23 protein-coding genes and 1 pseudogene are annotated in these 21,892 nt (G+C 46.4%); 16 read left to right on the forward strand and 8 right to left on the reverse strand.

The window, feature by feature from the left end:
* Positions 1–200 (reverse strand): transposase (locus tag D469_RS0118785; protein ID WP_018924927.1); only part of this gene is annotated, 200 nt, incomplete at its 3' end.
* Between the two features lie 745 nt (positions 201–945).
* Between D469_RS0118785 and D469_RS0118790 the strand changes: the two genes are divergently transcribed.
* From D469_RS0118790 to cydS, 3 genes and pseudogenes are all read left to right on the forward strand, one after another.
* Positions 946–2,289: a cytochrome ubiquinol oxidase subunit I gene (locus tag D469_RS0118790; protein ID WP_018924928.1), complete on the forward strand. Its 1,344-nt coding sequence runs from the start codon at positions 946–948 to the stop codon at positions 2,287–2,289.
* Positions 2,290–2,292: 3 nt separating this feature from the next.
* The gene (locus tag D469_RS0118795) at positions 2,293–3,309 is read left to right on the forward strand and encodes a cytochrome d ubiquinol oxidase subunit II (RefSeq protein ID WP_018924929.1); all 1,017 of its coding nucleotides are present in this window, start codon (positions 2,293–2,295) and stop codon (positions 3,307–3,309) included.
* Between the two features lie 62 nt (positions 3,310–3,371).
* Positions 3,372–3,455: pseudogene (gene cydS / locus D469_RS22815) on the forward strand (cytochrome bd oxidase small subunit CydS family protein); the annotation flags it as partial.
* Positions 3,456–3,632: 177 nt separating this feature from the next.
* Here cydS and D469_RS22225 read toward each other — a convergent pair.
* From D469_RS22225 to D469_RS0118825, 5 genes are all read right to left on the reverse strand, one after another.
* The gene (locus D469_RS22225; protein WP_018924931.1) at positions 3,633–3,803 is read right to left on the reverse strand and encodes a hypothetical protein; all 171 of its coding nucleotides are present in this window, start codon (positions 3,801–3,803) and stop codon (positions 3,633–3,635) included.
* Positions 3,804–4,024: 221 nt separating this feature from the next.
* On the reverse strand, positions 4,025–4,447 hold the full coding sequence (locus D469_RS21850; protein ID WP_083910872.1) for a nuclease-related domain-containing protein: 423 nt from the start codon (positions 4,445–4,447) through the stop codon (positions 4,025–4,027).
* Positions 4,448–4,459: 12 nt separating this feature from the next.
* Complete coding sequence (locus D469_RS0118815; RefSeq protein WP_018924933.1) at positions 4,460–4,720, reverse strand: hypothetical protein; 261 nt, start codon at positions 4,718–4,720, stop codon at positions 4,460–4,462.
* On the reverse strand, positions 4,701–5,180 hold the full coding sequence (locus tag D469_RS0118820; protein ID WP_018924934.1) for a hypothetical protein: 480 nt from the start codon (positions 5,178–5,180) through the stop codon (positions 4,701–4,703). Before D469_RS0118820 ends, D469_RS0118815 begins: the two co-directional genes overlap by 20 nt.
* Positions 5,181–5,210: 30 nt before the next feature.
* Positions 5,211–5,873, reverse strand: coding sequence for an MOSC domain-containing protein (locus D469_RS0118825; RefSeq protein ID WP_018924935.1), 663 nt, complete (start codon positions 5,871–5,873; stop codon positions 5,211–5,213).
* A 295-nt stretch (positions 5,874–6,168) separates the two neighbouring features.
* On the opposite strand from D469_RS0118825, the gene D469_RS20810 reads away from it, so the two are divergent.
* From D469_RS20810 to cydC, 4 genes are all read left to right on the forward strand, one after another.
* Positions 6,169–7,059, forward strand: coding sequence for a trypsin-like peptidase domain-containing protein (locus D469_RS20810; protein WP_018924936.1), 891 nt, complete (start codon positions 6,169–6,171; stop codon positions 7,057–7,059).
* Positions 7,060–7,138: 79 nt separating this feature from the next.
* Complete coding sequence (locus D469_RS0118835; RefSeq protein ID WP_018924937.1) at positions 7,139–8,539, forward strand: erythromycin esterase family protein; 1,401 nt, start codon at positions 7,139–7,141, stop codon at positions 8,537–8,539.
* A gap of 486 nt (positions 8,540–9,025) precedes the next feature.
* Positions 9,026–10,753, forward strand: a complete 1,728-nt coding sequence (gene cydD, locus D469_RS0118840) for a thiol reductant ABC exporter subunit CydD (RefSeq protein ID WP_018924938.1) — start codon at positions 9,026–9,028, stop codon at positions 10,751–10,753.
* A 1-nt stretch (position 10,754) separates the two neighbouring features.
* Positions 10,755–12,476, forward strand: coding sequence for a thiol reductant ABC exporter subunit CydC (gene cydC, locus D469_RS0118845; RefSeq protein ID WP_018924939.1), 1,722 nt, complete (start codon positions 10,755–10,757; stop codon positions 12,474–12,476).
* A 126-nt stretch (positions 12,477–12,602) separates the two neighbouring features.
* On the opposite strand, the gene D469_RS0118850 is transcribed toward cydC, so the two are convergent.
* Positions 12,603–12,929, reverse strand: a complete 327-nt coding sequence (locus D469_RS0118850; RefSeq protein WP_018924940.1) for a hypothetical protein — start codon at positions 12,927–12,929, stop codon at positions 12,603–12,605.
* Positions 12,930–13,131: 202 nt separating this feature from the next.
* Between D469_RS0118850 and D469_RS0118855 the strand changes: the two genes are divergently transcribed.
* Complete coding sequence (locus D469_RS0118855) at positions 13,132–13,422, forward strand: hypothetical protein (RefSeq protein ID WP_018924941.1); 291 nt, start codon at positions 13,132–13,134, stop codon at positions 13,420–13,422.
* Between the two features lie 394 nt (positions 13,423–13,816).
* Here D469_RS0118855 and D469_RS21360 read toward each other — a convergent pair whose 3' ends face one another.
* Positions 13,817–14,437, reverse strand: coding sequence for a hypothetical protein (locus tag D469_RS21360; protein WP_018924942.1), 621 nt, complete (start codon positions 14,435–14,437; stop codon positions 13,817–13,819).
* Between the two features lie 413 nt (positions 14,438–14,850).
* Here D469_RS21360 and D469_RS0118865 point away from each other — a divergent pair, with 413 nt between their 5' ends.
* The 8 genes from D469_RS0118865 (at position 14,851) to D469_RS0118900 (ending at position 21,840) form a co-directional block, all read left to right on the forward strand.
* A complete protein-coding gene (locus D469_RS0118865; RefSeq protein WP_018924943.1) occupies positions 14,851–15,417 on the forward strand; it encodes a DUF4256 domain-containing protein in 567 nt (188 codons plus the stop codon).
* Between the two features lie 166 nt (positions 15,418–15,583).
* Positions 15,584–15,967: a MerR family transcriptional regulator gene (locus tag D469_RS0118870; protein ID WP_018924944.1), complete on the forward strand. Its 384-nt coding sequence runs from the start codon at positions 15,584–15,586 to the stop codon at positions 15,965–15,967.
* 107 nt (positions 15,968–16,074) lie between these two features.
* Positions 16,075–17,598 carry a class I adenylate-forming enzyme family protein gene (locus D469_RS0118875; protein WP_018924945.1) on the forward strand — a complete coding sequence of 508 codons (1,524 nt, stop codon included), beginning with the start codon at positions 16,075–16,077 and terminating at the stop codon, positions 17,596–17,598.
* Positions 17,595–19,265 carry an acyl-CoA dehydrogenase family protein gene (locus tag D469_RS0118880; protein ID WP_018924946.1) on the forward strand — a complete coding sequence of 557 codons (1,671 nt, stop codon included), beginning with the start codon at positions 17,595–17,597 and terminating at the stop codon, positions 19,263–19,265. The genes D469_RS0118875 and D469_RS0118880 overlap by 4 nt, the downstream gene beginning before the upstream one ends.
* A gap of 464 nt (positions 19,266–19,729) precedes the next feature.
* Positions 19,730–19,885, forward strand: a complete 156-nt coding sequence (locus tag D469_RS21855) for a winged helix-turn-helix domain-containing protein (protein ID WP_018924947.1) — start codon at positions 19,730–19,732, stop codon at positions 19,883–19,885.
* Positions 19,886–20,021: 136 nt separating this feature from the next.
* Entirely contained in the window at positions 20,022–20,717 is a 696-nt protein-coding gene (locus D469_RS0118890) for a Type 1 glutamine amidotransferase-like domain-containing protein (RefSeq protein WP_018924948.1), read from the forward strand.
* Between the two features lie 290 nt (positions 20,718–21,007).
* Positions 21,008–21,304, forward strand: coding sequence for a GNAT family N-acetyltransferase (locus D469_RS22730; protein ID WP_338053742.1), 297 nt, complete (start codon positions 21,008–21,010; stop codon positions 21,302–21,304).
* Positions 21,305–21,453: 149 nt separating this feature from the next.
* Positions 21,454–21,840, forward strand: a complete 387-nt coding sequence (locus D469_RS0118900) for a PH domain-containing protein (RefSeq protein ID WP_018924949.1) — start codon at positions 21,454–21,456, stop codon at positions 21,838–21,840.
* Positions 21,841–21,892 lie beyond the last annotated feature (52 nt).

The raw sequence follows: 21,892 nt of genomic DNA on the forward strand, positions 1-21,892 counted from the left end.
AGTTCTTCTTGTTCGGTCGTACGGTTTTCCCGCTCACTAAAAGACTCACCTTGTTTGGATTGACGTACCCACTTATCTAATACAGAAGGCGACATTCCGTATTCCTTCAAAATCTCTTGACGGGGTTTTCCCGAAGCTCTCAATTGAACGATTTGTTCTTTAAAAGATTGAGAGAAGTGCTGTCTTTTTTGTCTGGACATGATATCCACTCCTTTATTACCTTACTTTAATCTTAGAGCAACTTATAATATCTGTCCAAATAAGTGTAACCGGTCCATCGGTCGTCCAGAGCGGCTCACTGCTTGACAACACTTTTTCTACTTTTAACTGTACAAGCATGCAATCAAGCAAACTGTGGTCACGATAGGACATGTACTAATTTTGACTGTTATGTGAAGTGGTTCACATAAATTTCATTTTTCCTTAAAATTCGACAAAAACGAAGAGAGACAACACCCGAAACAGGCATTGTGAAGGGATTCACGAACATGGTATATCCTGTCATAGCAGGGTTTGCGCAAGAAAGGTGTGTTTGTCGCTATTAAAAAATCATGTACAATAGGTGAAGCAGCGGCCCGGCGTAGGGCCTCCAGATATTTTAATTTATGAACAGCCGGCTCGGGGCGGATTGAAACATGTACCGAGAAAAGGAAGAACGGGAACTTGCTTATTCACTCCTCGAAGTGTGCCGGGCCAAACGTTATCAATCTTGGAAACTGTCTCGAGGGCTACGTTTTGTATACTGTTTCGTTTCTTATTTGCTGTTATGTTTTATCTGTTGCATAGGTGGCGTCTTTTCCTGAGTCTCTGAAACTCTTGGAATACCAAGGCGGATAGAAGGGTAATAGTCACCAGATTGGCTGCCAGCCAGACGTAAACATAACGGCTCACATGTTGGAAAAGGAAGACGGTTCGAACACCGATTTTGATAAAGGAGAATGTAATATGTTTATGGAGTATGATCCGGCTACATACAGCCGCATCCTTACTGGTGTGACGCTAGGCTTCCATATCATTTTTGCCACGCTCGGCGTTGGAGTTCCATTAATGATTGCTCTGGCGGAGTGGACGGGTATGCGTAAGAACGATCCGCATTACACGTTGTTAGCACGCAGATGGGCACGCGGCTTTGTAGTAACGGTGGCGGTCGGCGTCGTAACCGGTACCGCGATAGGTTTGCAGCTCAGTCTGTTGTGGCCCAACTTTATGCAGGTCGCAGGGCAGACGATCGCCTTGCCCTTATTTCTTGAAGTCTTTGCGTTTTTCTTTGAAGCGATTTTTCTCGGCATTTATCTCTATACATGGGATCGGTTTAAGTCGAAGCTTAAACATTTCCTGCTTATTATTCCGGTGATCATTGGCGCTTCTTTCTCGGCATTTTTTATTACGAGCTTAAATGCCTTTATGAATGCGCCGCAAGGGTTTGAACTGGTAGACGGTGTGATCCAGAATATCAGGCCGCTCGAAGCGATGTTTAACCCGGCGACACCGACGAAAACCGCGCACGTGATTATTACCTGTTATCTCACTGCCGCTTTTGTGCTGGCTATGATCGCAGCATATAAACTCTTAAAAGGCGACCGCAATGTGTATCACAAGAAGGCATTGCATTTAACCATGGTCTCTGCTTTTATATTTGCGATCGCCACGGCTTTGATCGGTGACTTCTCTGGTAAGTACCTTGCTGAGTACCAGCCGGAAAAATTAGCAGCTGGAGAATGGCATTTTGAAACAGAGACGGAGGCCCCGTTAGTATTGGGCGGGGTGTTAAATGAAGAAGGAGAAGTGGAATATGCGCTTGAAATTCCATATGCGCTCAGTATTTTGTCATATGGATATCCAGGGGCAGAAGTGACGGGGCTTGACCAGTTTGCTCCGGAAGACACACCACCGCTAATTGTCCATTATTTCTTTGACGGGATGATTGCGATTGGTATGTATCTCATGTTCATTTCTTTCTTATATGTAGCATTTCGCAAGTTTAAACCAGCCTGGCAGTACAACCGTTGGCTTCTGTGGGGCATTGTCGCCGGCGGTCCGCTTTCACTGCTTGCGATTGAGTTTGGCTGGATGTTCGCTGAAATCGGGCGGCAGCCGTGGATTCTCTACGGCATCATGCGGACACCTGAAGGGGCGACCACAGCAGACCATGTTGATTCCATGCTGTATATGTTTATCGGTTTGTATACGGTGCTCGGGGTATCTGCTTCCCTCGTCCTTCGCAAAATGTTCCGCAACAATCCGGTGGCGCACGAGCTGGAGCGTCGCGGAATGGATAAGGGGGAATAGGCCATGACGATGGAAGTGTGGGGAATTGCGATTTTATGGCTCTTTCTCTATGGATATATGATCGTCGGCTCCATTGATTTTGGAGCCGGATTCTTCCATTTTTATAATAAAGTGTCGAAGAAAAAACACCCGGTCAATTCTTTGATCCAGCGTTATTTATCGCCGGTATGGGAAACGACGAATGTGTTTCTGGTCTTCTTTTTTGTAGGTATTATCGGATTCTTTCCGGATACCGCATATTATTACGGCACCGCGCTGTTAGTGCCGGGCAGCATTTCTATTGTGTTGATTGCGATACGCGGGTCGTATTATGCGTTTAACACGTACGGCGCCAGCGACAGCAAAGTGTACTCCTTTTTGTACGGGATTACCGGCCTGTTGATTCCCGCATCGTTTACGACCGTACTGACGATTTCAGAAGGTGGATTTTTGGATATTAGCGAAAACGCGGTCACGCTTGATTTAATGGCACTTTTAACAAGTCCGTATTCTTGGAGCGTTGTCATTTTGGCCGTTGTCAGCGTCCTGTTCATTTCATCCTCGTTTTTACAGTATTATGCGCGCAAAGCTAACGATGAAGCGTCCTTCGAACTTTTTCGCAAATACACCTTGTTCTGGTCGGGTCCGCAGATATTAGCCAGCGTCTTTATCTTCTTTGCCCTCAGCGAGCATAACCCCGCCCACTTTGCGGATATGCTTGATATCTGGTGGATGTTTGGCTTATCATTTGTGTTTTTCGTAGGTGTGGTCGTGCTTACTGTTTTAAAAAGAAATCTGGGAACAGCCTTCATCCTGGTCATGCTGCAATTCTTTGCAGCCTGGTTCGGCTACGGGGCGTCACACCTGCCGTGGCTCCTCTATGATTATTTGACCATTTACGATGGGTTTGTTAATACAACGATGGGCATCACCTTGATCGTTTCGTTTATTCTCGGTTTCTTATTGTTGATCCCGTCGCTCTACTTGCTCATGCGTCTCTTCCTGTTTGATACCGAATATATCCGCGGGAATAAAAAATAAGACAAGAAGCACACGCAACAGGTATAGTAAAAGGAGGCTGATTGCACGTGGATTTAGAAGCGTTGAATTACTTTTTAATCATGATCGCTCCGCACCTCGTCTTAGGAGCCGCCGTGTTCGGCGTCTTCCTTTGGTTTGGCCGCCGCAAGCCGCACGAATTCGAACGCGAAGGAGAGCCTGAGCCAAACGAAAGTGGAGAGCATAAATAAGATAGAAGAGTGAACCTCCTCGTTTACCCGCGGGGAGGTTTTTTGATGAAAGAGAGGGTTTACTAATCATTCGTGAAGAAATACTGATCATTCTCTGGAAAATACTAATCATTCTCAATTAGAAGAAAGCTTTCTCACTTCTTCATCCAGTAAATGGAGGAAATCAGACCCATCTTCAGGAAGTAAATAGGTGCAACCCTTAAATTGGCCACTCCTTTCAGCTGCTATCTCTTTTAACCAACGGGTAGCAGTAGCGGTTGCAGAGAGTCCCAAAAATTTACGCATGTCTCTGCTGGTTATCTCCCGGCCAAAAATATAGCGGTAATCGGCGAGGGCTTTGAGATGGGCGTGTTGCTAGCGGAAGCTGCAGCGCGGGCATTCCCAGCGTTTGCGTGCACGATGCATAATGACAGTCGAACTGCCTTTCGCCGGACAAATGACGCCGGTTTGGATGTCACTTGGCTCAAGGCCGCGTGTCTCTAGTGTTTTCAGAACAGGCGGCTGGTCTAATTCAAGGAGCTGACGTACCGTCTCCTTTCGTTCTTTTTCCGAAAGACTGGGGCGCTCGAAAACTGCTCTTCGAGTGCCTTGAAATGATGGAGAAGATTATGGCGATGGATGATGGGGATGTCAGTATTTCGTTTTTTCGCATTAAGGGACTTTAAAATGGTGGAGGAGCGGTTGATAACGATACAGGATGCGAGTGGGCCGGGGATCAGTGGAAGTAACTTTTCGCGGTGGCGCACGACTTGGTGGATTGGATTTCTAAAGCCTTCTTCAGTCTCCTCGTTCGTGCGAATCATTTGGTCAAACGGATCATCGAACCAAAGCGTTCCAGTATAGTTTTTGACTTCAATATGGAACGTAAAGGTTGGGGTGAGTAAAAGAGCGTCCATTTGATAATTGTACGGCTTGCCTGAGAGCTGCAAGTCGTACAGCTGCTAGCGCCCGGGCTCAAGCACACTTAAGTCTTCCGTCAGTTGGAGTTCGCCGCGGTGGCCGGCTTCGCGCCGTTTCCATTCCTGCGTGATCGACTGATAGTGGGGGTGTTCTGGTAAGAGGCGCAAAACGGGGGCCTGTAGGGGGAGGAGGTCAAGCGGGGGCGTACAAACTTTATGAATCATAGCGTCAACTCCTTGCAGGATCAGTTTTAAAATAAAACGCGAGCGCAGTCGCTCGCGTTCAGCCTTCTCGACTTTCATCGAAACTCAGCTCCGCTTCCTCATGTTCTATTTTCTCAAGCAAGGCTTTTTTATACGCCCATTCGAACTTGAGTGGAATCTCATTTCGTTGCGCAAAAGCGATGGCTTCTTCATCAGATGTTCGCGGCTCATAGTTTCTCATGTTAATGTCAAATCCATACTTCACATAAAACTTGATCGCGAATTTGGACGGTTTTGTCCCTATTCCACAGGCTTCATAGATGTTTTTCGCATTGTAGGTAGATGTATAGATCGTTTTGTTTAAAAAACAAAAGCTGCGCTCGATGGTATCTTCTTTAATCTCAACCTTGGAGGAGAAAAAGAGGGTATAAATAATCTGCACGGCCCCAACCCAGATGATAAACAGAACCTCGGGTTGAAATACGGCTGTAAAAATAATGATCATACCAGAAATAAGCTGGATAATGATATCGCTAAGGGACTGCCGTGAACGGTACACAAAAAATCCTCCATTCTCTTTATACCTTTCTTACGTCGACTCTTCTGCGCTGCTTCGCACTCGTTCATACTTTTTCCGCACCACGTCTTTCCAGGCGCCCGCAAGCTCGGGTAGGGCTAATAATGCTACAACGCGTTCTTTATTCGCTGCATCATAAAACGTCACTTCATTCACATCTGCCACCGAGACGTCACTTCTTCGTTCGATCAGTTCAAGCGCGTCACTCGCTTGAACTTCGCCAGCGGCAAGAACGCGAAAATAATACCCAGAGTAGCCGGTCTCTTCTACGTAGAGGGGCAGTTTCTTGATGCCGTGCCGCTCAGCCAGCTTGTAACAAGGCTTGCGCGGCTGACTCACCTGGACAATCGCTTTACCCCAACGGAAGGTGTCTCCAATCCGCACGTCTTTTTCCAAGAGATGTTGGGTGGTTATGTTCTCGCCGAATCCGCCAAGCGGCAGCGATGTTTCAAGTCGGTCGTTCCAGTAGGCATAATGTTCATACGGGTAGGCACAGACAGCTTTGTCGTGACCGCCGTGATTGATCGTATCAGCTTGTTCGTCACCGGATAAGTGGGTCTCATGTAAAAAGCAGCTGCCGGTATGTACTGGCTCTTTGATAATGGCGGTCCAGACATTTTTGCCGATAGTTTGTGGTTTGCCGACGCGTAGAGATTGAATGGTGGCTCTAGTCATGGAGGACGCTCCTTTTTTTGTAATGATAGATAGTGATAGTTTACTATAAAGTGGAAATACGAAAAAGGTTACAGTAAATATATTATGTTAACAAAACCCCGCTTTTTATGACGTATAATTCAACCTAATCACCTTCGAAAAACGCACCGTTGCCTTCCTTTACCTCTAGGACCTGCATTCATTTGAATCCCGCCTTTCTTACCAATTTATTGTTTGTCGCGTTTTGCCCGTTTGTAAAAAGGCTATAGACCAATAACACCAACACGCTGCTCATTTAAAAAAGGAGGGAGTTCCGATGTTTTGCAGGCAGTGCGGTACGAACCATCAGCGTGAAGACAAATTTTGTTCAGCATGTGGGCAGGCACTTTCTCCTGAAGCCTCTGTCGGTCGGCATCGGCGCTCTCTTCCGCCCAGCCATAAACTGAGTACATCTTTTTATCAGCTCCTAACCGGTGCGATGGCGGTCCTGTTTCTTTTGCTGCTTGGCATTACTGGTTATTTTTACGTGAATGCTCCAAGTGAAGAAGCAGGGCAACCAGCTCCAGCCGCCGAAGAAGAACCTGTAACCACCACCAATCTGCAAACGGAAGAAGAAGAAGCAGAGGAACGCCAGCAATTAATCGAAGAATTCGAAGAGAAAGTAATGATGATTGAAACACGTTATGGCGGCGGCAGTGGCTTTCTTTATAATGAGCAAGGCGATATTATCACGAACGCCCATGTCATAAACGGGGCCGAAGAAGTTCAGGTTACCCTGGATGATGAAACAACTTACAGCGGCGAAGTGATCGGTGAAAGCGACGACATCGATATCGCTCTCATTCGTGTTGATGAACTGGCCGGTCAAACACCTCTCCCCTTACAAACTGACGAACAAGCGAGCGTCGGCGAAGAAGTGCTCGCCCTCGGCAATCCATTAGGCCTGCAAAATTCTGTAACCGACGGCATCATCAGCGGCGTTGAGCGTGACCTTGACATCCCGCCGTACACGTATGAAAACACGTATCAAATCTCGGCTCCCGTTGATCTCGGAAACTCCGGAGGCCCGTTAGTTTCTGAGCTTACTGGAAAAGTAATCGGTGTGAATTCCGCCGCAGTGGAAGGAAGCAGTATCGGCTTCTCCATTCCTGTTACTGAGATTCATGAACTGGTAGATGATTGGGTAAAAGAAGAGAGAGAAGGATAAAATCTCCCTGTTAGAACTAAATGCAATTGGCAAGACTATGACCAGGTAGATGAATTTTCATAGAAAGAAGGCTGGAAAAATGAATAAACCCTTGTTTTTATATCTACTCGTTGTCATGTTAATGGTATTAAGTGCATGCATAGGAGAGGATGAGGCGGAAGAGCCGGACTCTGAAGCGCCCGAATCTGAAGTGTTAGAAGCAGTAGATCATGCCGAAGAAGAAAATGAAGAAAGCGTACCGGTCTCAAGTTACAATGCGGATGAGCAGGTTGAAGTCATTGATTCGCTCTTTTTTGGTTCAGACCAGCGTGAATTTTCGTTTCTAGATGACCTCGTTTCTGACAAATCTGTCGTATTTCTAGGAGAGCAAATGGAAGGGACACGTGAATATACAGCGTTGTTTTCGCGGGTCATTCGCCATTTGCATGAAGAACATGGCTTTGATGTTGTGTTGTTCCCTTATTCATATGGCGATTTACAAACGCAGCAGTTGCAAGGGGAGCATCCTCACCTGTTTGCAGCTGATCCAACCATTAATTTTTGGCCTGGAGAAGAGATGGTAACGCTGCTGGAGTATATGGAGGAAGAAGGAAATGAACTGCAGGCAGGAGGTTTCACTCCATTAATGAGTGAGCGGGAACCTGAGAGCGTACAGCAGCTTATTGATAAGAATGAACTTGAGATTGAACTGGAAGAAGCCGATGATACGCTGCGTGCCTGGCAGACGAGCTGGCGTGAAGCTACCACCGCTGAGTCCCGTACCATTACCCACGAAACAGCAGTAGAAGAAGGAGATGACCTAAAACGTATTTATAAAGATGCAGCAGCAGCCGTCGCTGAAGCAAGAGAGGAAGACGACGGTGAAGAGCTTGCCTCTTTAGACCGGTTGCTTGACGGCCGCCTGGCGTTAGTAGACACGTTGCAATCAGAACACGAAACAAAAGAAAATAGTCGCTATTCAGACGCTTGGGACGAAGTGATGGCTGCTAACATTGAATGGCTTGTAGAAGAAGTGTATGAAGATGAAAAGGTAATCGTTTGGGGCGATAACCGCATGTTCCGTAAACGGTCCAACTCAGCGGTTGAGGAAAGCGGTGACCCGGATTGGTTTTCAAACATTTGGCTTCAGCTTGATGACGCCATCCAAGCGGAGAGCTATGTCATTGGCACATATACACAAGCCGGCGAATACAATGCCCTTCCACAAGGCGGTATTGCAGGCGTGGAAGAACCATTGTCCGGCAGCCTGGAAAGCAGGTTGGGTGAAAACGGCTATTCGCACAGTTTTTTGGATTTAAGTGAATTAGAAGATACCATTTATCATGAGGTTTTAACTGCGCATGAACGAGGCAGCGAACCTTTACATTTTGTACCAGCTGAGCAGTATGACGGCCTCTTTTTCATCGATGAAGTCCGGCCGGCAGCCAGTGCCAGTGAAGCATTGGCTCCTGCTAGCATCGGCCGGGCTGTAAGTCAGTAAGAGCAATCGAAACACATGTGGGTGTGTTCTGCTCGTAGTAACATCAAAATCATAAGAATCGGAGCAATCCAACGCTGCGCACATCGTTGATCATTCGTCAAATAGCCACGGAGTGCGTTATACTATGGGGGAGCCCCCTTAGGTTCGTTGTAAGGTATAAAAGGCAGCCGGCAGCCGGAACACGCGGGAAAAGCCCAGAGTGAAGCCGGATGCGGTGAATAAGTTTTCACCTAAAGAAAATGAACCAGCATCTGCGGTATAGAAACTCAGCCAGAAGGGTAGCCAAGATAGACACCCTTCCCGCTGCTAAAAGCGAACATATTCCAGCTGCTTGTGCCGAGAACGAACGTAGGGGCTAGCCCGATCTTTTTTACACCGTAAGAATATATAAATAGTTGAAGGAAACGATATACGTGCAACGAAGGCTCAGTCTGTGCCGTAGGCTTGGCTTTGCCACGTTTTCTTTATAAAGGAGTTCGAATAAAGATGGACCCTTTGCGACCACAGGCATTCGCTCAGAAACGGCGGATGTTTTTTCTGATCTTGTTTACCATTTTGCTTGGAACTGCGCTGATCCTCCAAGCTTATTTTTTAGTAAAAATTGTAGATGAAGCGTTTCTGCAAGCAGCTTCATTTGAAGAGCTCACTCCCTTATTTGCCGGCCTGGCTGCTGCTTTTTTTCTGCGTGTTTTGCTGAATGTAGGGAGCGGCCGTTTAGGGACAAGCATGGCTCAGCACGTAAAAAAAACGTACCATAAACAACTGCTCAGCCATTTCGCCAAGCAATCCCGCCTCCAGGCTGATAAGGGCCAGACCGGGGAAAAAGCCAGCCTGTTGCTAGATGCTGGCGATGAACTAGACCCATATTTTCATGATTATATCCCGAAACTGCTGCAAGCGGGTATTATACCGGTATTGCTTTTACTAGCAGTCTTCAGTCAAAACCTATATTCAGGTTTAATTTTATTAATCACAGCGCCGTTTATCCCGATTGCGATGGCGGTGGTCGGTACGAAAACAAAAAAGAAATCCGATGAAAAACTAAAAGAACTTTCTGCGTTTTCCGGCCGCTTTCTTGATACGTTGCAAGGGCTTTTAACGTTAAAAGTGTACGGGCGCGCCCACGAACAGACAGCACTCATACGCAGCAGCAGTTTAAACTTTAGCCATGCCACCATGGATGTTTTAAAAGTGGCCTTTCTATCAACACTAATTCTCGAGTTAATATCGATGCTCGGGATGGGGATTTTGGCGATTGAAGTGGGGCTTCGGCTCGCTATATTTGACCAGCTCAGCTTTTTTACGGCCTTTTTCGTACTTATTCTGGCGCCAGAGTTTTATAATGCCTTGAAAAATTATGGCACTGCTTTTCATACGAGCCGGACGAGCTTGGCCGCAGCAGAGAAAATAGAAGAAGAGTTGGCTGGAAACGAGCAGGGACCGAGCTGGGGGGCGCGCGCGCTTTCCTCTCAAGACATGCCCCCGGCGTTAACGTTTAGAAACGCTGGTTTATCACTAAACGAAGAAGAGCCACTGTTGAAACATATCAACGCGGAAATCGCGCCCAAATCGAATGTTGCGGTCGTCGGACGGAGCGGGGCAGGGAAATCCTTGCTGTTAGACCTGGCAGCCGGGCTGGTCGAGCCGACAGCAGGCGAGCTGCTAGTTAATGAACAGCCGCTCTCTGACTATAGCGAATCCGATTGGTTTCAACATATTAGCTACCTTTCCCAGCATCCAGTACTGTTTTCGGGGACGATTGCAGCTAACATTGCGCTCGGGGCAACCGCTGAAGCCAGTCGCGCCCAGATTGAAGAAGCAGCTGAACAAGCCGGACTTTTCCCGTTAGTAGAAGAACTCGAAGACGGCCTGGATACGGTGATTGGTGAAGGAGGCCGCGGTTTGTCGGGCGGGGAAAAGCAGCGCATCGCACTTGCCCGCGTGTTTTTAAAACGCCCAGCCATTATTTTATTTGACGAACCAACTGTCGGGCTCGATGTCAGAACCGAGCGCCTCCTGCAGACGGCAATCACCAACCTCAGCCGCGAAGCCACCCTTATTACCGCGGCTCACCGATTGCACACCATCAATCAGGCCGATCAGATCCTCGTCCTTAAAAACGGTGAACTAGAAGCAACCGGCAGTCACGAAGAACTGAAACAAACTAGCAGCGAATACCGGCAGCTCGTCCACCACCAGAAAGGAGGAGCGTAGCATGCAGGATTTAATAACCGTAACCAAAATCCTTTTACGGGAAAGAAAAGATGTCTGGCTGTCGATCGTGTTTGGAAGCTTGGCCGGACTAGCCGCCGTCGGGCTATTTGCCTCAAGTGGCTATTTAATCTCTGAAGCCGCGCTCACTCCACCTTTATATACGCTGACGTTGATGATCGTTTTGATCGAGGTATTTGGCGTGAGCCGGGCGGGAACGAGATATGTCGAACGACTAGTTTCTCATCGCGCCACCTTTAAGATGCTGGCAAACGTCCGCACGTATTTTTACGAACGGCTTGTGCCAAAAGCTGCGACCTTAACTAGCTCGCATCGCAGCGGTGAATTGCTGGCCCGGGTCGTGGGCGATGTCGAGACACTGCAGCACTTCTTTTTGCGTGTTTTGTACCCGCCCCTCGTAATGGCAGCCGTCTTTATCTGCACGCTGTTATTCAGCGCCTATTTTTCGCCATGGATTGCGTTGATCTTAGTGGCAGGCTTATTGGTAAGCGGCTTTGTGCTCCCCGGTTTATTTGCTTTAAGCAAACAACGTGAAGCTGCCAGGCTGCGTGAAATACGCGGCCAATTAGGCGCCGAAACAACTGAATACTTGAGCGGCTTCCGTGATTTGAAGATCCACCAGCAACTGGAGAAAAAAGAAGCACAAGTATTGGAGCGCTCTTATGATTATATGGAAAAGCAAGCCAAGGAAACGAAGCGCAGGATTTTTCAGGACGGTGTGCAGGCGCTGGCCGCCAACTTAGTCACTTGGCTCGTCGTTTTAAGCGGCGCTTATCTGGTCATCACCGGCGACTTGCACGGCGTTTATCTTGCTATGCTCGTCATGATTTCGATTATGGTGTTTGAAACAGCTGTCCCTATGGCCACTTTTGCCAATTATTCAGAGGAAAGCTGGCATGCCGCTTCGCGCTTGTTTTCAGTAGCCGGGAATGATGCGGGTGAGAGCAGTCCTGCAGCAGAAAAAGTAACGGAACCATTTAAGAAAGCGCCAGCTATTTCAGCCGAGCAAGTTGCTTATACATTTGCTGCTGAACCACGACCGGCCATTCGAGACGTAAGCGTGCAGCTTCCGGCCGGATCAAAAACCGCTGTCGTCGGTCCGAGCGGCTCAGGGAAATCGGTGCTTTTGCACGTGTTGGCTGGTGTGTATCCGGCTGAGCAGGGTAAAGTCGACTACGACGACATTCCACTCGCAGCCATCGCCGAAGACGCTCGCTGGGCCAGCATGAATATGGTGCTGCAAGCGAACCATTTTTTCTACGGCACGATTCGCGACAATCTCCGCATCGCAAATGAGAAGGCAAGCCCGGAAGAGATGCTGCAAGCCCTTCGTAACGTGCAGCTCGAACATATGTCGTTGAGCGCTGAAGTGCAGGAAAAAGGCGCCAACCTCTCCGGCGGCGAAAAACAGCGGCTCGCGCTTGCCCGCACCTTTTTGAAAAAAGCCCCACTCTGGCTCTTAGATGAACCCTTCTCCTCCCTCGACAGCTGGACCACACGTCAACTGAAGACGGAACTGTTTACAAAAGCAGCCGGAGGCACCCTTCTTTTGGTCAGCCACAGCCTCACCGGCTTGGAAGAAATGGACCAGATTCTCGTTATGGAAGCGGGGAAAGTAGTAGAAGCAGGACATTACGACGCATTAATAGCGAAAAAAGGCTATTTCTACGAATTAAAAGCCATCGAAGACGAAATCGTTTTGTGAGCGGCGGTCAAGTAAAAAGCTTTCTTAGCTAATTTTGCTGAGAAAGCTTTTTTAACTTTACAGCATGAACGGAGGCAGACCCTTTTCTGTAACATAGTTTAAAGGTGATTATGCCTGTAAAGCTTTTTAATTTTTATGAAAATAATCACCATAATCGATAGCTTCTATATATGTTGCTTGTTTATAAGAATCGAATATTTTTTGTTCAAAATTAATACTGTATGTTGCTCCTTCCTCAAGTAGATTCCATGCTGCAGCAGGAACCTCTATGTATTCTTCGCTCCCATCTTGATATGCAACGTTAATCAAATAATGGTCTTCAACTTCGAGTTTTTCCTCTACAAGGACACCTGCACCGCCAACTGATGTGTAGTTATGGTAAAGCCAATAACCGATAAATAAAAATAAGGTAGTAAGAGCCACACTTAATAAAACTAATTTCCAACTTTTCATATGATCCCTCATTTCTACAATACTGTACGATTAGGTTGCAGTCTTTGGATGGTTGTTTTATTAAACTATCACTTTTTTGCCTGTCTCCTTGATTTACTGACCATTCTTAAAAAAACCGCTCTCCAGCCTCTCCACTCCCCGGTTCAACGTACACCGCAAGCGGGTATAAACCTGGTAAGTCCGCCAAAAAGGAGAGCCATCGATGTTTCATCAATACATTTTACATGTCGAAAACGTCTACCGACCGGGAGGAGACGACCGCTTAAACATGCTCATCGCCGAAGTGGAGGCCGAAGTGATTGACGGGAAAAACGGCGACACGCTTTACGAGCTGACCGTGCCAGTCACTTTTCATGCCTATGGGGTCTATCCTGATATAAAAGCAATCGGCCAGATTATTCCCGAGCAAAAAGTAAAACGAGAACTGTTTTTCCAGGTACGGCGGTACGTGCGGAAGCTTAGGAACGTACTTGTGCCGGAAGAAGATGAATAGCAGAGCGGCTTGGAGCATCTTAAAACTTGTCCTCACGCTCAACCTCTCCGTATTTTCCTTTTTCAACGCTTGGGCGATGAAATGGTTCACCTTCAAATATGGCGGACAATATAACATTTTCATTTCTCGTATTATAAAGGTAGAGGTAGATCGGCTTCGGTTCGTCTTTATACACGACATCAATGTTTAAACCCTCGGCGCTAGTAAGCCAGCGAGTGTCTATTTCTTTAAATTCCTCTATACTTGTTCCTTCACTTTTTATGTGAACTTCGACTTAATTTAGCTGCCATGTTTGTAGAACAGGATTCCCTTCATGCAAATAGTAATAGCCCCCTGCCGCTCCTATGACTAAGAGCAACAGCGCCCAGATGACTATTGTCGCTTTGGAGCGGATCTATAAAAAACCTTCGAAGTCAGTAGCAATGGCTTTGAAAACGCGTGAGTATACCCCTTCGGTTTCCTCTCGTTCCCGTTCACCATCCTCAATCATGTAATCAAAAGCGAATCCATGTCTTTTTTCATCTTCAGGGTACCAAATCCCGGAAATAAAAGTTTCTTCATCATTTATACGTGTTGCATGTTCCTCATAAGAAATGTGGTTTTTCATGTTAATAAAAGGAAGGTACCTAGCTTCTGATTCCACAAAGAAAATCGGAAGCGTGAGTTCCTCATAGCTGTTGCGATGCTCGGGTCTCGCGGCTTCTTCTAAGTGTTCGTGCTTGATAAATACCGCATCGTAGCCTTCAGCACTTGGTTTTTCAACGGTTGCCAGGTCTTCAAACCCTATCTGGTGAAAGGTTACATCCTCCTCGGATTCGGTAATCTCAGGTTCCTTCCCAATAAGTGCTATATGTAATTGAGGTCCATCGTACGGGGGGTTGGACTCTACCGTGTCGTGAGGGGATGACACATAGCTGTTACCGGCTTCATCCGCTTCACGTTCTGAATTATGATCTGCGCAGGCTGCAAGAAAGATACTATAATACATAAAAAATGGCGTTAGCGTTTTTATCACGGACGTCTCCCCCTCTCATTAAGTAAGTTAATACAAGATGTTCTAGTAACCTCCCTACATTTTACAATTTTCTTCTTTTAGAGAAAATAGGGTCTTGTTCATTTTGGCTAAAAAGGAAAGTAGCAGATATGATGGACCGTTTGCTGAAGATGTTAGGCTTGTAAGCAAACCCTGAAAACATACTCAGCACCTAGAGTTTGATGTTCCTACTAAACTTTTCAATAATAAACGCCTCAACGTTCAATACGTAAGGTGTGAGTGCAACTAAGGCTCAGCCTATGCCGTAAATTTAACCTTATCAAGTTTGCTTCACTATAGGAGGGGGACGAGAGCGGAACAGGACTATCATTTGTTTTACTATTGGTGTAATTTAGGTCTTAGCCAATATCAGTAAAAACAAGGGGGAAACGAATATGACAAAGGAAAATAAGGAGCTAGCACTCGAACAACGTGAAGAGCTACTTAGAACGTTGAAAGCCCGCTTTGAGGAAAACATGAACCGCCATAAAGATTTGGAGTGGGCTAACGTACAAGCTAAACTTGAAGAGATTCCGGAAAAACTGTGGTCGTTGCATGAAATGGAAAGAACTGGTGGGGAGCCGGATGTTGTTGGCCATGATAAACAGACGGACGAATACATTTTTTATGATTGTTCAACAGAAAGTCCTAAAGGTCGCAGAAGTGTTTGTTACGACCGTGAAGCACTGGAGTCAAGGAAAAAATATAAACCAGAAAATAATGCTATTGATATGGCAACTGCGATGGGAATTGAACTTTTAACGGAAGCACAATACCGGGAGCTGCAGAAACTGGGGAATTTCGATATAAAAACGTCGAGCTGGGTGCAAACACCAGCTACTATAAGAACACGTGGCGGGGCCCTTTTTTGTGATCGTCGCTACGATACGGTATTTGTGTACCACAATGGGGCAGACTCTTACTTTGCGGCAAGGGGTTTCCGTGGCTCGCTTAGGGTGTGAATTTTTTACAAACCCCTACATGGGAAAAGTTTAAACAATGATTGTAGAAAAAGCAGCCGGTAATCGGTAGTTGACGTAACCTTTACGTTAACGTAAACTATTACACACAGAATATTTTTAGAATAATAGACTTACAACAGAACGAAAGGAAAAGGCGGTCCCACACATGACGTATTCCATCTCAGACTTAGCCAAGCAGTTTGATATCAGCACGCGCACCATTCGTTACTACGAAGAAAGGGGGTTGATTGAGCCAAAGCGCAGCGCAAGCGGCCAGCGCATATACTCCAAAAAAGACCGCACCCGATTGCAGCTGATACTACGCGGCAAACGTTTTAATTTCAGTCTTGAAGAAATTGAAGAAATGATCACCTTATTTGATGAAGACCGAAGCGGTCGCAAACAGCTGGAAAAAACAATCCGTTACGGTGACCAAAAAATACAAGAATTAACGACACAAATTGAAGAAATGCAGGCGTTGAAAGAAGAGCTCGAAGAACTGCACGCTGATTTCAAAGAACGGCTGCAAGATATTGAAGCTAAGAAGTAGGGGAAGAAAGTCTTTTTACAAACTAGGTACAAACCTAGTGATCTGCGCAAAATTGAAAGCGGTTACAATCGTGCGCAGTAAACTATATTCTCGGGGGAGGGAACCCAATGAACACATCCGTTTTGCTCGAACGAAACGCACGTAAATTCAAGGACAAAACAGCTCTCTTTTTCATGGGCCATGAAATGACATACCAGACGCTGAATGAACGCGTCAATCAGTGCGCCAATGCCTTAAAAGGCAAAGGCGTGCAGCAAGGGGATAAAGTGATTCTCTTTTTGCCGAACGTGCCCGAGTTTGCGATCAGCCTGCTCGCAGTTCATCGACTCGGCGCAGTCGCAGCACCTGTGAACGCCCGCCTGACTGCAAGTGAGCTTTCCTACATTATTGAACATAGCGAAGCGACGACGTTTATTACGCATGAACTGCTGTTTGAAGCGGCAAGAAACCTCCCTGAAGAACATTCCGACTTGACTTATATAAAAACAGGTGACCCGACTAGTCGGTTTGAAGCGTTTGACCAAGTCGTCGCTTCTGCCAGCCCGGAAGCTGTACCGTGTGACCTTGGCGACGACGAACTAGCGACCCTGTTGTACACCTCAGGTACCACTGGAAAGCCGAAAGGCGTTTTATTCAGCTACCGAAACATTATGGCCGTCGCTACGATGATGGCCGTTGAAACGGAAATGAAGCCGGAGTCGCGCATGCTGCACATGATGCCGCTCTCGCACTCCGCGCCACTGCACCTCTTTTTTGTCGCCGGCCTTTACGTAGGCGCCTCCCACGTCTTACACCCGACCTTCACGCCGGATGACTTGCTTACGGTGACCGAAAACACACGCCCGACCCACTTTTTCGGTGCGCCGGTAGCTTATTTGCTGACCGCACAGAGCGAGAAGCTGCCGCAAACCGACCTTTCATCGGTGAAATGGTGGATTTACGGGGGTGCTCCGCTTTCGGCCGCAGAAGTAGGCATGATTCAAAACGCGTTCAACACCGACCGGCTCATGTGCGTGTACGGCTTGACGGAAGCAGGACCGAGCGGAACCTTGCTTGCCCCGCATGAACACGGGCAAAAATCAGGCAGCATCGGGTGCCGCGCCGCGCTGAATACAGAAATTGAGCTCCTGGATGAGCACGGCGAGCCGGCAGCGGCAGGAGAAGTCGGCGAAATCGCGCTTAGAGGCGAAGGCAACATGGTCGGCTACTTTAAAGACGAAGAGAAAACGCGTACGACCTACCAGGGCGACTGGCTGTTGACCGGCGACATGGCCCGCAAGGATGAAGACGGCTACTACTGGGTGGTCGACCGCAAAAAAGACATGATCATCAGCGGCGGCGTGAACGTCTACCCGAAAGAAATCGAAGACGTGCTCAAAATCCATCCCGACATCCAGGACGCAGCCATTATCGGCGTGCCGCATCCAGAATGGGGTGAGAGTATCAAAGCGTTCGTCGTCGCAAAAGAGACCCTCGACGCGCCACAAGCTCTCATCCGCACCTTTTTAGAAGACAAAATCGCCGCCTACAAAATCCCGCACCTAGCCGAACAAGTCGCCGACCTGCCGCGCAACCCGACCGGCAAAATCTTAAAACAAGAACTGCGCAACAAAGAGGAGAATGTCTCATGAACTACGAACAAGACCCGAACCTCCACTACCTGTTGGAAAAATACATGGAGAAGGACCTGTTCGACTATGCGCAGGCTGAGCTGCCCAGGTTCGCTTCCTACTGTCATGAAGTGGACGTGCGCGCAGCTCACACCGACCGCGGCGGCCAGCCCCAGTTGATTAAGTACGACAAGTTCGGAAACGACATCTCGCACGTATGGGTAAATGAAGGCTACCGGCAAACGGTGAACGACATGTACAACACTGGCATTGTCGGTTACGTGCATAAAGACATTCCCGAACTCGGTAAGCCCGGCACGTACCATTATTCGTACGCACAGGGGTACTTGCTTTCGCAGGCCGAACCGGGCTTTTACTGCCCGGTCACGCTCACAATGGCCGTCGCTTACCTGGTGGATACGTACGCTGATGATGAATTGAAAACCCGCTTTTTGCCGCACATTCTCTCCACCGGTGATGTCGAGTTGTATGAAGGCGCTACGTTTTTAACCGAGCGCCAGGGAGGGTCCGATGTCGGCGCGAACGAAGTGCAAGCGGTCAAAGAAGGTGACCATTACCGTTTGTACGGCGAAAAATATTTCGCCTCAAACGCCGGCATGTGCGGCGTGTCGGCCGTCCTGGCACGGAAGGAAGACGCTCCGGCCGGCACAAAAGGGCTCAGCTTATTTTTAATGCCGTGGGATGACGAGGAAGGGAATAGAAATAACCTAAGTGTCCGCCGCTTAAAAGATAAGCTCGGCGTCCGTGCCGTACCTTCGGCTGAAGTCGAACTAGAAGGGGCTAAAGCCTACCTTGTCGGCGAAGCCGAGCGCGGCTTTTACTACATGATGGAAGCGTTGAACTTATCGCGTGTCTGCAACGCCGTCGCTTCCGTCGGCATCATGCGTCGCGCCTACGACGAAGCGCTCGCCTACACACACGAGCGCGAAGCCTTCGGCCAGAAACTGAGCGACTACCCGATGGTGCGCGAAACGCTAATGCACTTACTCAGCCGCCAGGAAGTAGAGACGAGCGCCGTGTTCAAAACCGTCGACCTGTTTGACCGTGTCATGATGCGGCGTGTCCCGGTCACTCAAGAAGACGAAGCCTTGAACCGCCTCTACATCGCCCTCATAAAAGCCCGCACCGCCGAAGAAGCAATCGACTTCGCCCATGAAGCGATCGAACTCCACGGCGGCAACGGCTACATCGAGGACTTCGTCACCCCGCGCCTGTTACGCGACGCCCAGGTCCTCACCGTCTGGGAAGGCACCGAAAACATCTTAGGGCTCGAAGTCCTGCGCCTCATCACCAAATTCAACGCCGACCAGCTCTTCATAAGGGAAATGAAACAAAGCTTGAGCCAGCTGGGTGAGAAGCAGCAGAAGCAGGCAAAACCGGTGGAAAAGGCGTTAGTCCAGCTCGAACAACTGACCGAAAACGTAAAAACAGCCCCGCCGTCCCTGCAGACCTACCACGCCAAAAAGGTTGCAGACTTAATGACCGATATCTTCCTGAGCATCACCGCCTTAGAAGACGCCGCCGCCGAACCAACCCGCAAACCAATGATCGCCGAGTTGTTTTTAGAGCAGATTTGGAGAGAGGAGAACACGTTCGATCCAGAACCGCGGGCGTTGACGTATTTTGAGGAGTTGGTGAGAGTGCAGGAGAAGGAGAGCGTATTATAGGTTACTAATTTACTACTATGGAAATTATAAAGTGAATAGTAGGAAGAGAAAGGAACACCCCGGGCATCTACGTTCGGGGTTTTTCTTAGTAATTTAACGAGGTTAGCAGGAAGGAGGAAGATGGGCATAGTAAGATACAATTTTGTTGATGGGAGGTAAGGGGGAAAGTAAGGTTGAAAAATGTCACAACAGCAACTGTATAGACTGTGAGGAATAACAAACCAAACAATATAGATTGTCATTCTGTATACAACGGCAACCGTCAAGGTGAGGGATCATTATATCCAATATAATTAGGTCTTTGCGAAGGCATTTTCAAACACAAGGTCTTACTTAACTAATAAATCTGAAACTAACCATATAGTTAGACAAGGGGTTATAGAACTGAATCTCCATACTTATCAGTGTACAGTAAATGGATAAATTCATGATTTAAAAGGTGGAGAGTATTAAAAATATTCCTCATGAATCCAAATAGAGTTTATACTAAATCTCAACTTTATGAGCAAGTATGGAAAGAAAGTTATATGGAAGAAAATACAGTAATGGTTCATATGTATGAAAGCGCCATTAAGTTTGGGTTGCCTAAAGAGGATTTGGAAGAAGCATTAGTAGGATAGGAGTACATATAGGACCTTAGGAGAATAAAGGCGATCAATGATTTGATCGTCTTGTTTTCAATATAATTAAGTATGGAATATTATGTTAAAATTGATGGTAGAAGAAATTCATAAAATACAGAAAGGAAGTAAACTGATGAAACAACTCATTGCTCTTGGAGGCGGTGGCTTCTCGATGGAGCCAGAAAACCCATTATTGGATTTATATGTTCTTGATCAATCAGATAAAATCTCCCCTAAGATCTGTTTCGTTCCCACGGCAAGTGGAGATTCAGATAATTACATATCAAGGTTTTATAACTTCTTTGAAAAACAAAATTGTAAACCTTCACACCTTTCATTATTTAACCCACCAACCAAAGATTTGGAGAACTTTCTGATAGAGAAAGATATAATTTATGTTGGTGGTGGTAACACCAAAAACCTGCTAATTTTATGGAAAGAATGGGGGTTAGATATAATTTTAAAAAAAGCTTGGGAACAAGGGAGAGTAATAGCAGGTGTAAGTGCCGGTTCTATTTGTTGGTTTGAAGAAGGGATGACTGATTCGTATGGTGATGCACTCGAACCACTAAAGTGTTTAGGATTCTTAAGAGGGAGTAATTGCCCTCATTATGATGGGGAAGTCAATAGAAGACCTTCCTATCACGAATTTGTAGCTACAGGTAACATAAAATCAGGGGTGGCCACTGATGATGGTGTGGCTCTTCATTATATTGACCAAGAAATAAGTAAAATCGTTAGTTCAAGACCTAATGCCAAGGCTTATAATGTATATTTTGATAAGACAGTACAAGAGGTTGAGTTAAAGACGCACTATTTAGGGGCCTAGTGAAGTAACGGAACGATCCAAAGGAATACTTTTTTCTACCGAGCATGGTAGTGGTATATTTAAGGATGGATACAGCGATAAGGTTTGTGGTACAAAGAAATGATTTTACACGGGGGGTTTAAAATAAACTTTGAGGAGATTGATATAAAGAAACATCGAGATACAGTGGTTACATTTCGGAAAGACTCATTTAAAGTTAGTTTTGGAGATACTTCGGGGTTTGGTGAAGAAGAGGATTATCTACGTTGGTTAGATGAACAAAAAGAGATTTTCCGGAAGGTTTTGTTTTAGTGGAAGAAAATGGTGAATATATAGGCCAACTAGAATTAACCATTCGTGAATACGAAGGTAATGACATTGGTTATGTAAATTTGTATTATTTAATACCTAAAACACGTGGACTGGGTAAAGGAAAAGAATTACACAATTATGCAAAGCATTTCTTTAAAAAAAGTAAAGTTAGTGAATATCATCTAAGAGTTTCCCCATCAAATGTTGCTGCGATTAGGTTTTATATGGCAATTGGGATGGAAAAAATCGGTCCAGAAGTAGAAGGAAAAGTAATTAGGATGAAAGGTTATTTATAAATATTATTATCGTGCTAACGAGGCGATAGTTAATTAAATCCAATAAACAATGTTAAAACTTTCAAGGTAGTGTCAAAAATGTTGTGTAAAAAGGAAATGCTAGAATGCAATAAAATGAATAAACTCTAATTAAAAATGGAGGACAATATATGCTACGTATTTGTCCAAGTCTTCTTATAGTAATTCTCTTATTATCCGCTTGTGGAAGTTATGGAACTCCACTAGGCTTAGACGGTGATAGGATTCATGATAATGTGGTGGAAAAGGCCATGCAAGATGAGGATTTTGAAAATGAATACAGTCCTAGACATGTAGAACTTATAAGAATTTGTGCAGTTATTCTTGAAGGAGAAGAAGACCCTAGTCATGAAGGAATATACTCTATATTTTGGAAAACGAGTGATGCGCCAACAGAGGATTACGGGGGGTATTACTCTTATCACATGAATGAACAAGACTATTCCGTGAAAGTGAGTTCGAAAGAATACATGACTTATGATGAGATTGGTTGCCACACTTATGAAGAAAACTACTGAGACACCTCGTCTATGAAAAAATTAAAGTATAAGTTCATTATGGAGAAGTTCG

It is taken from the genome of Salsuginibacillus kocurii DSM 18087 (assembly GCF_000377705.1).
Lineage (GTDB): Bacteria > Bacillota > Bacilli > Bacillales > Marinococcaceae > Salsuginibacillus > Salsuginibacillus kocurii.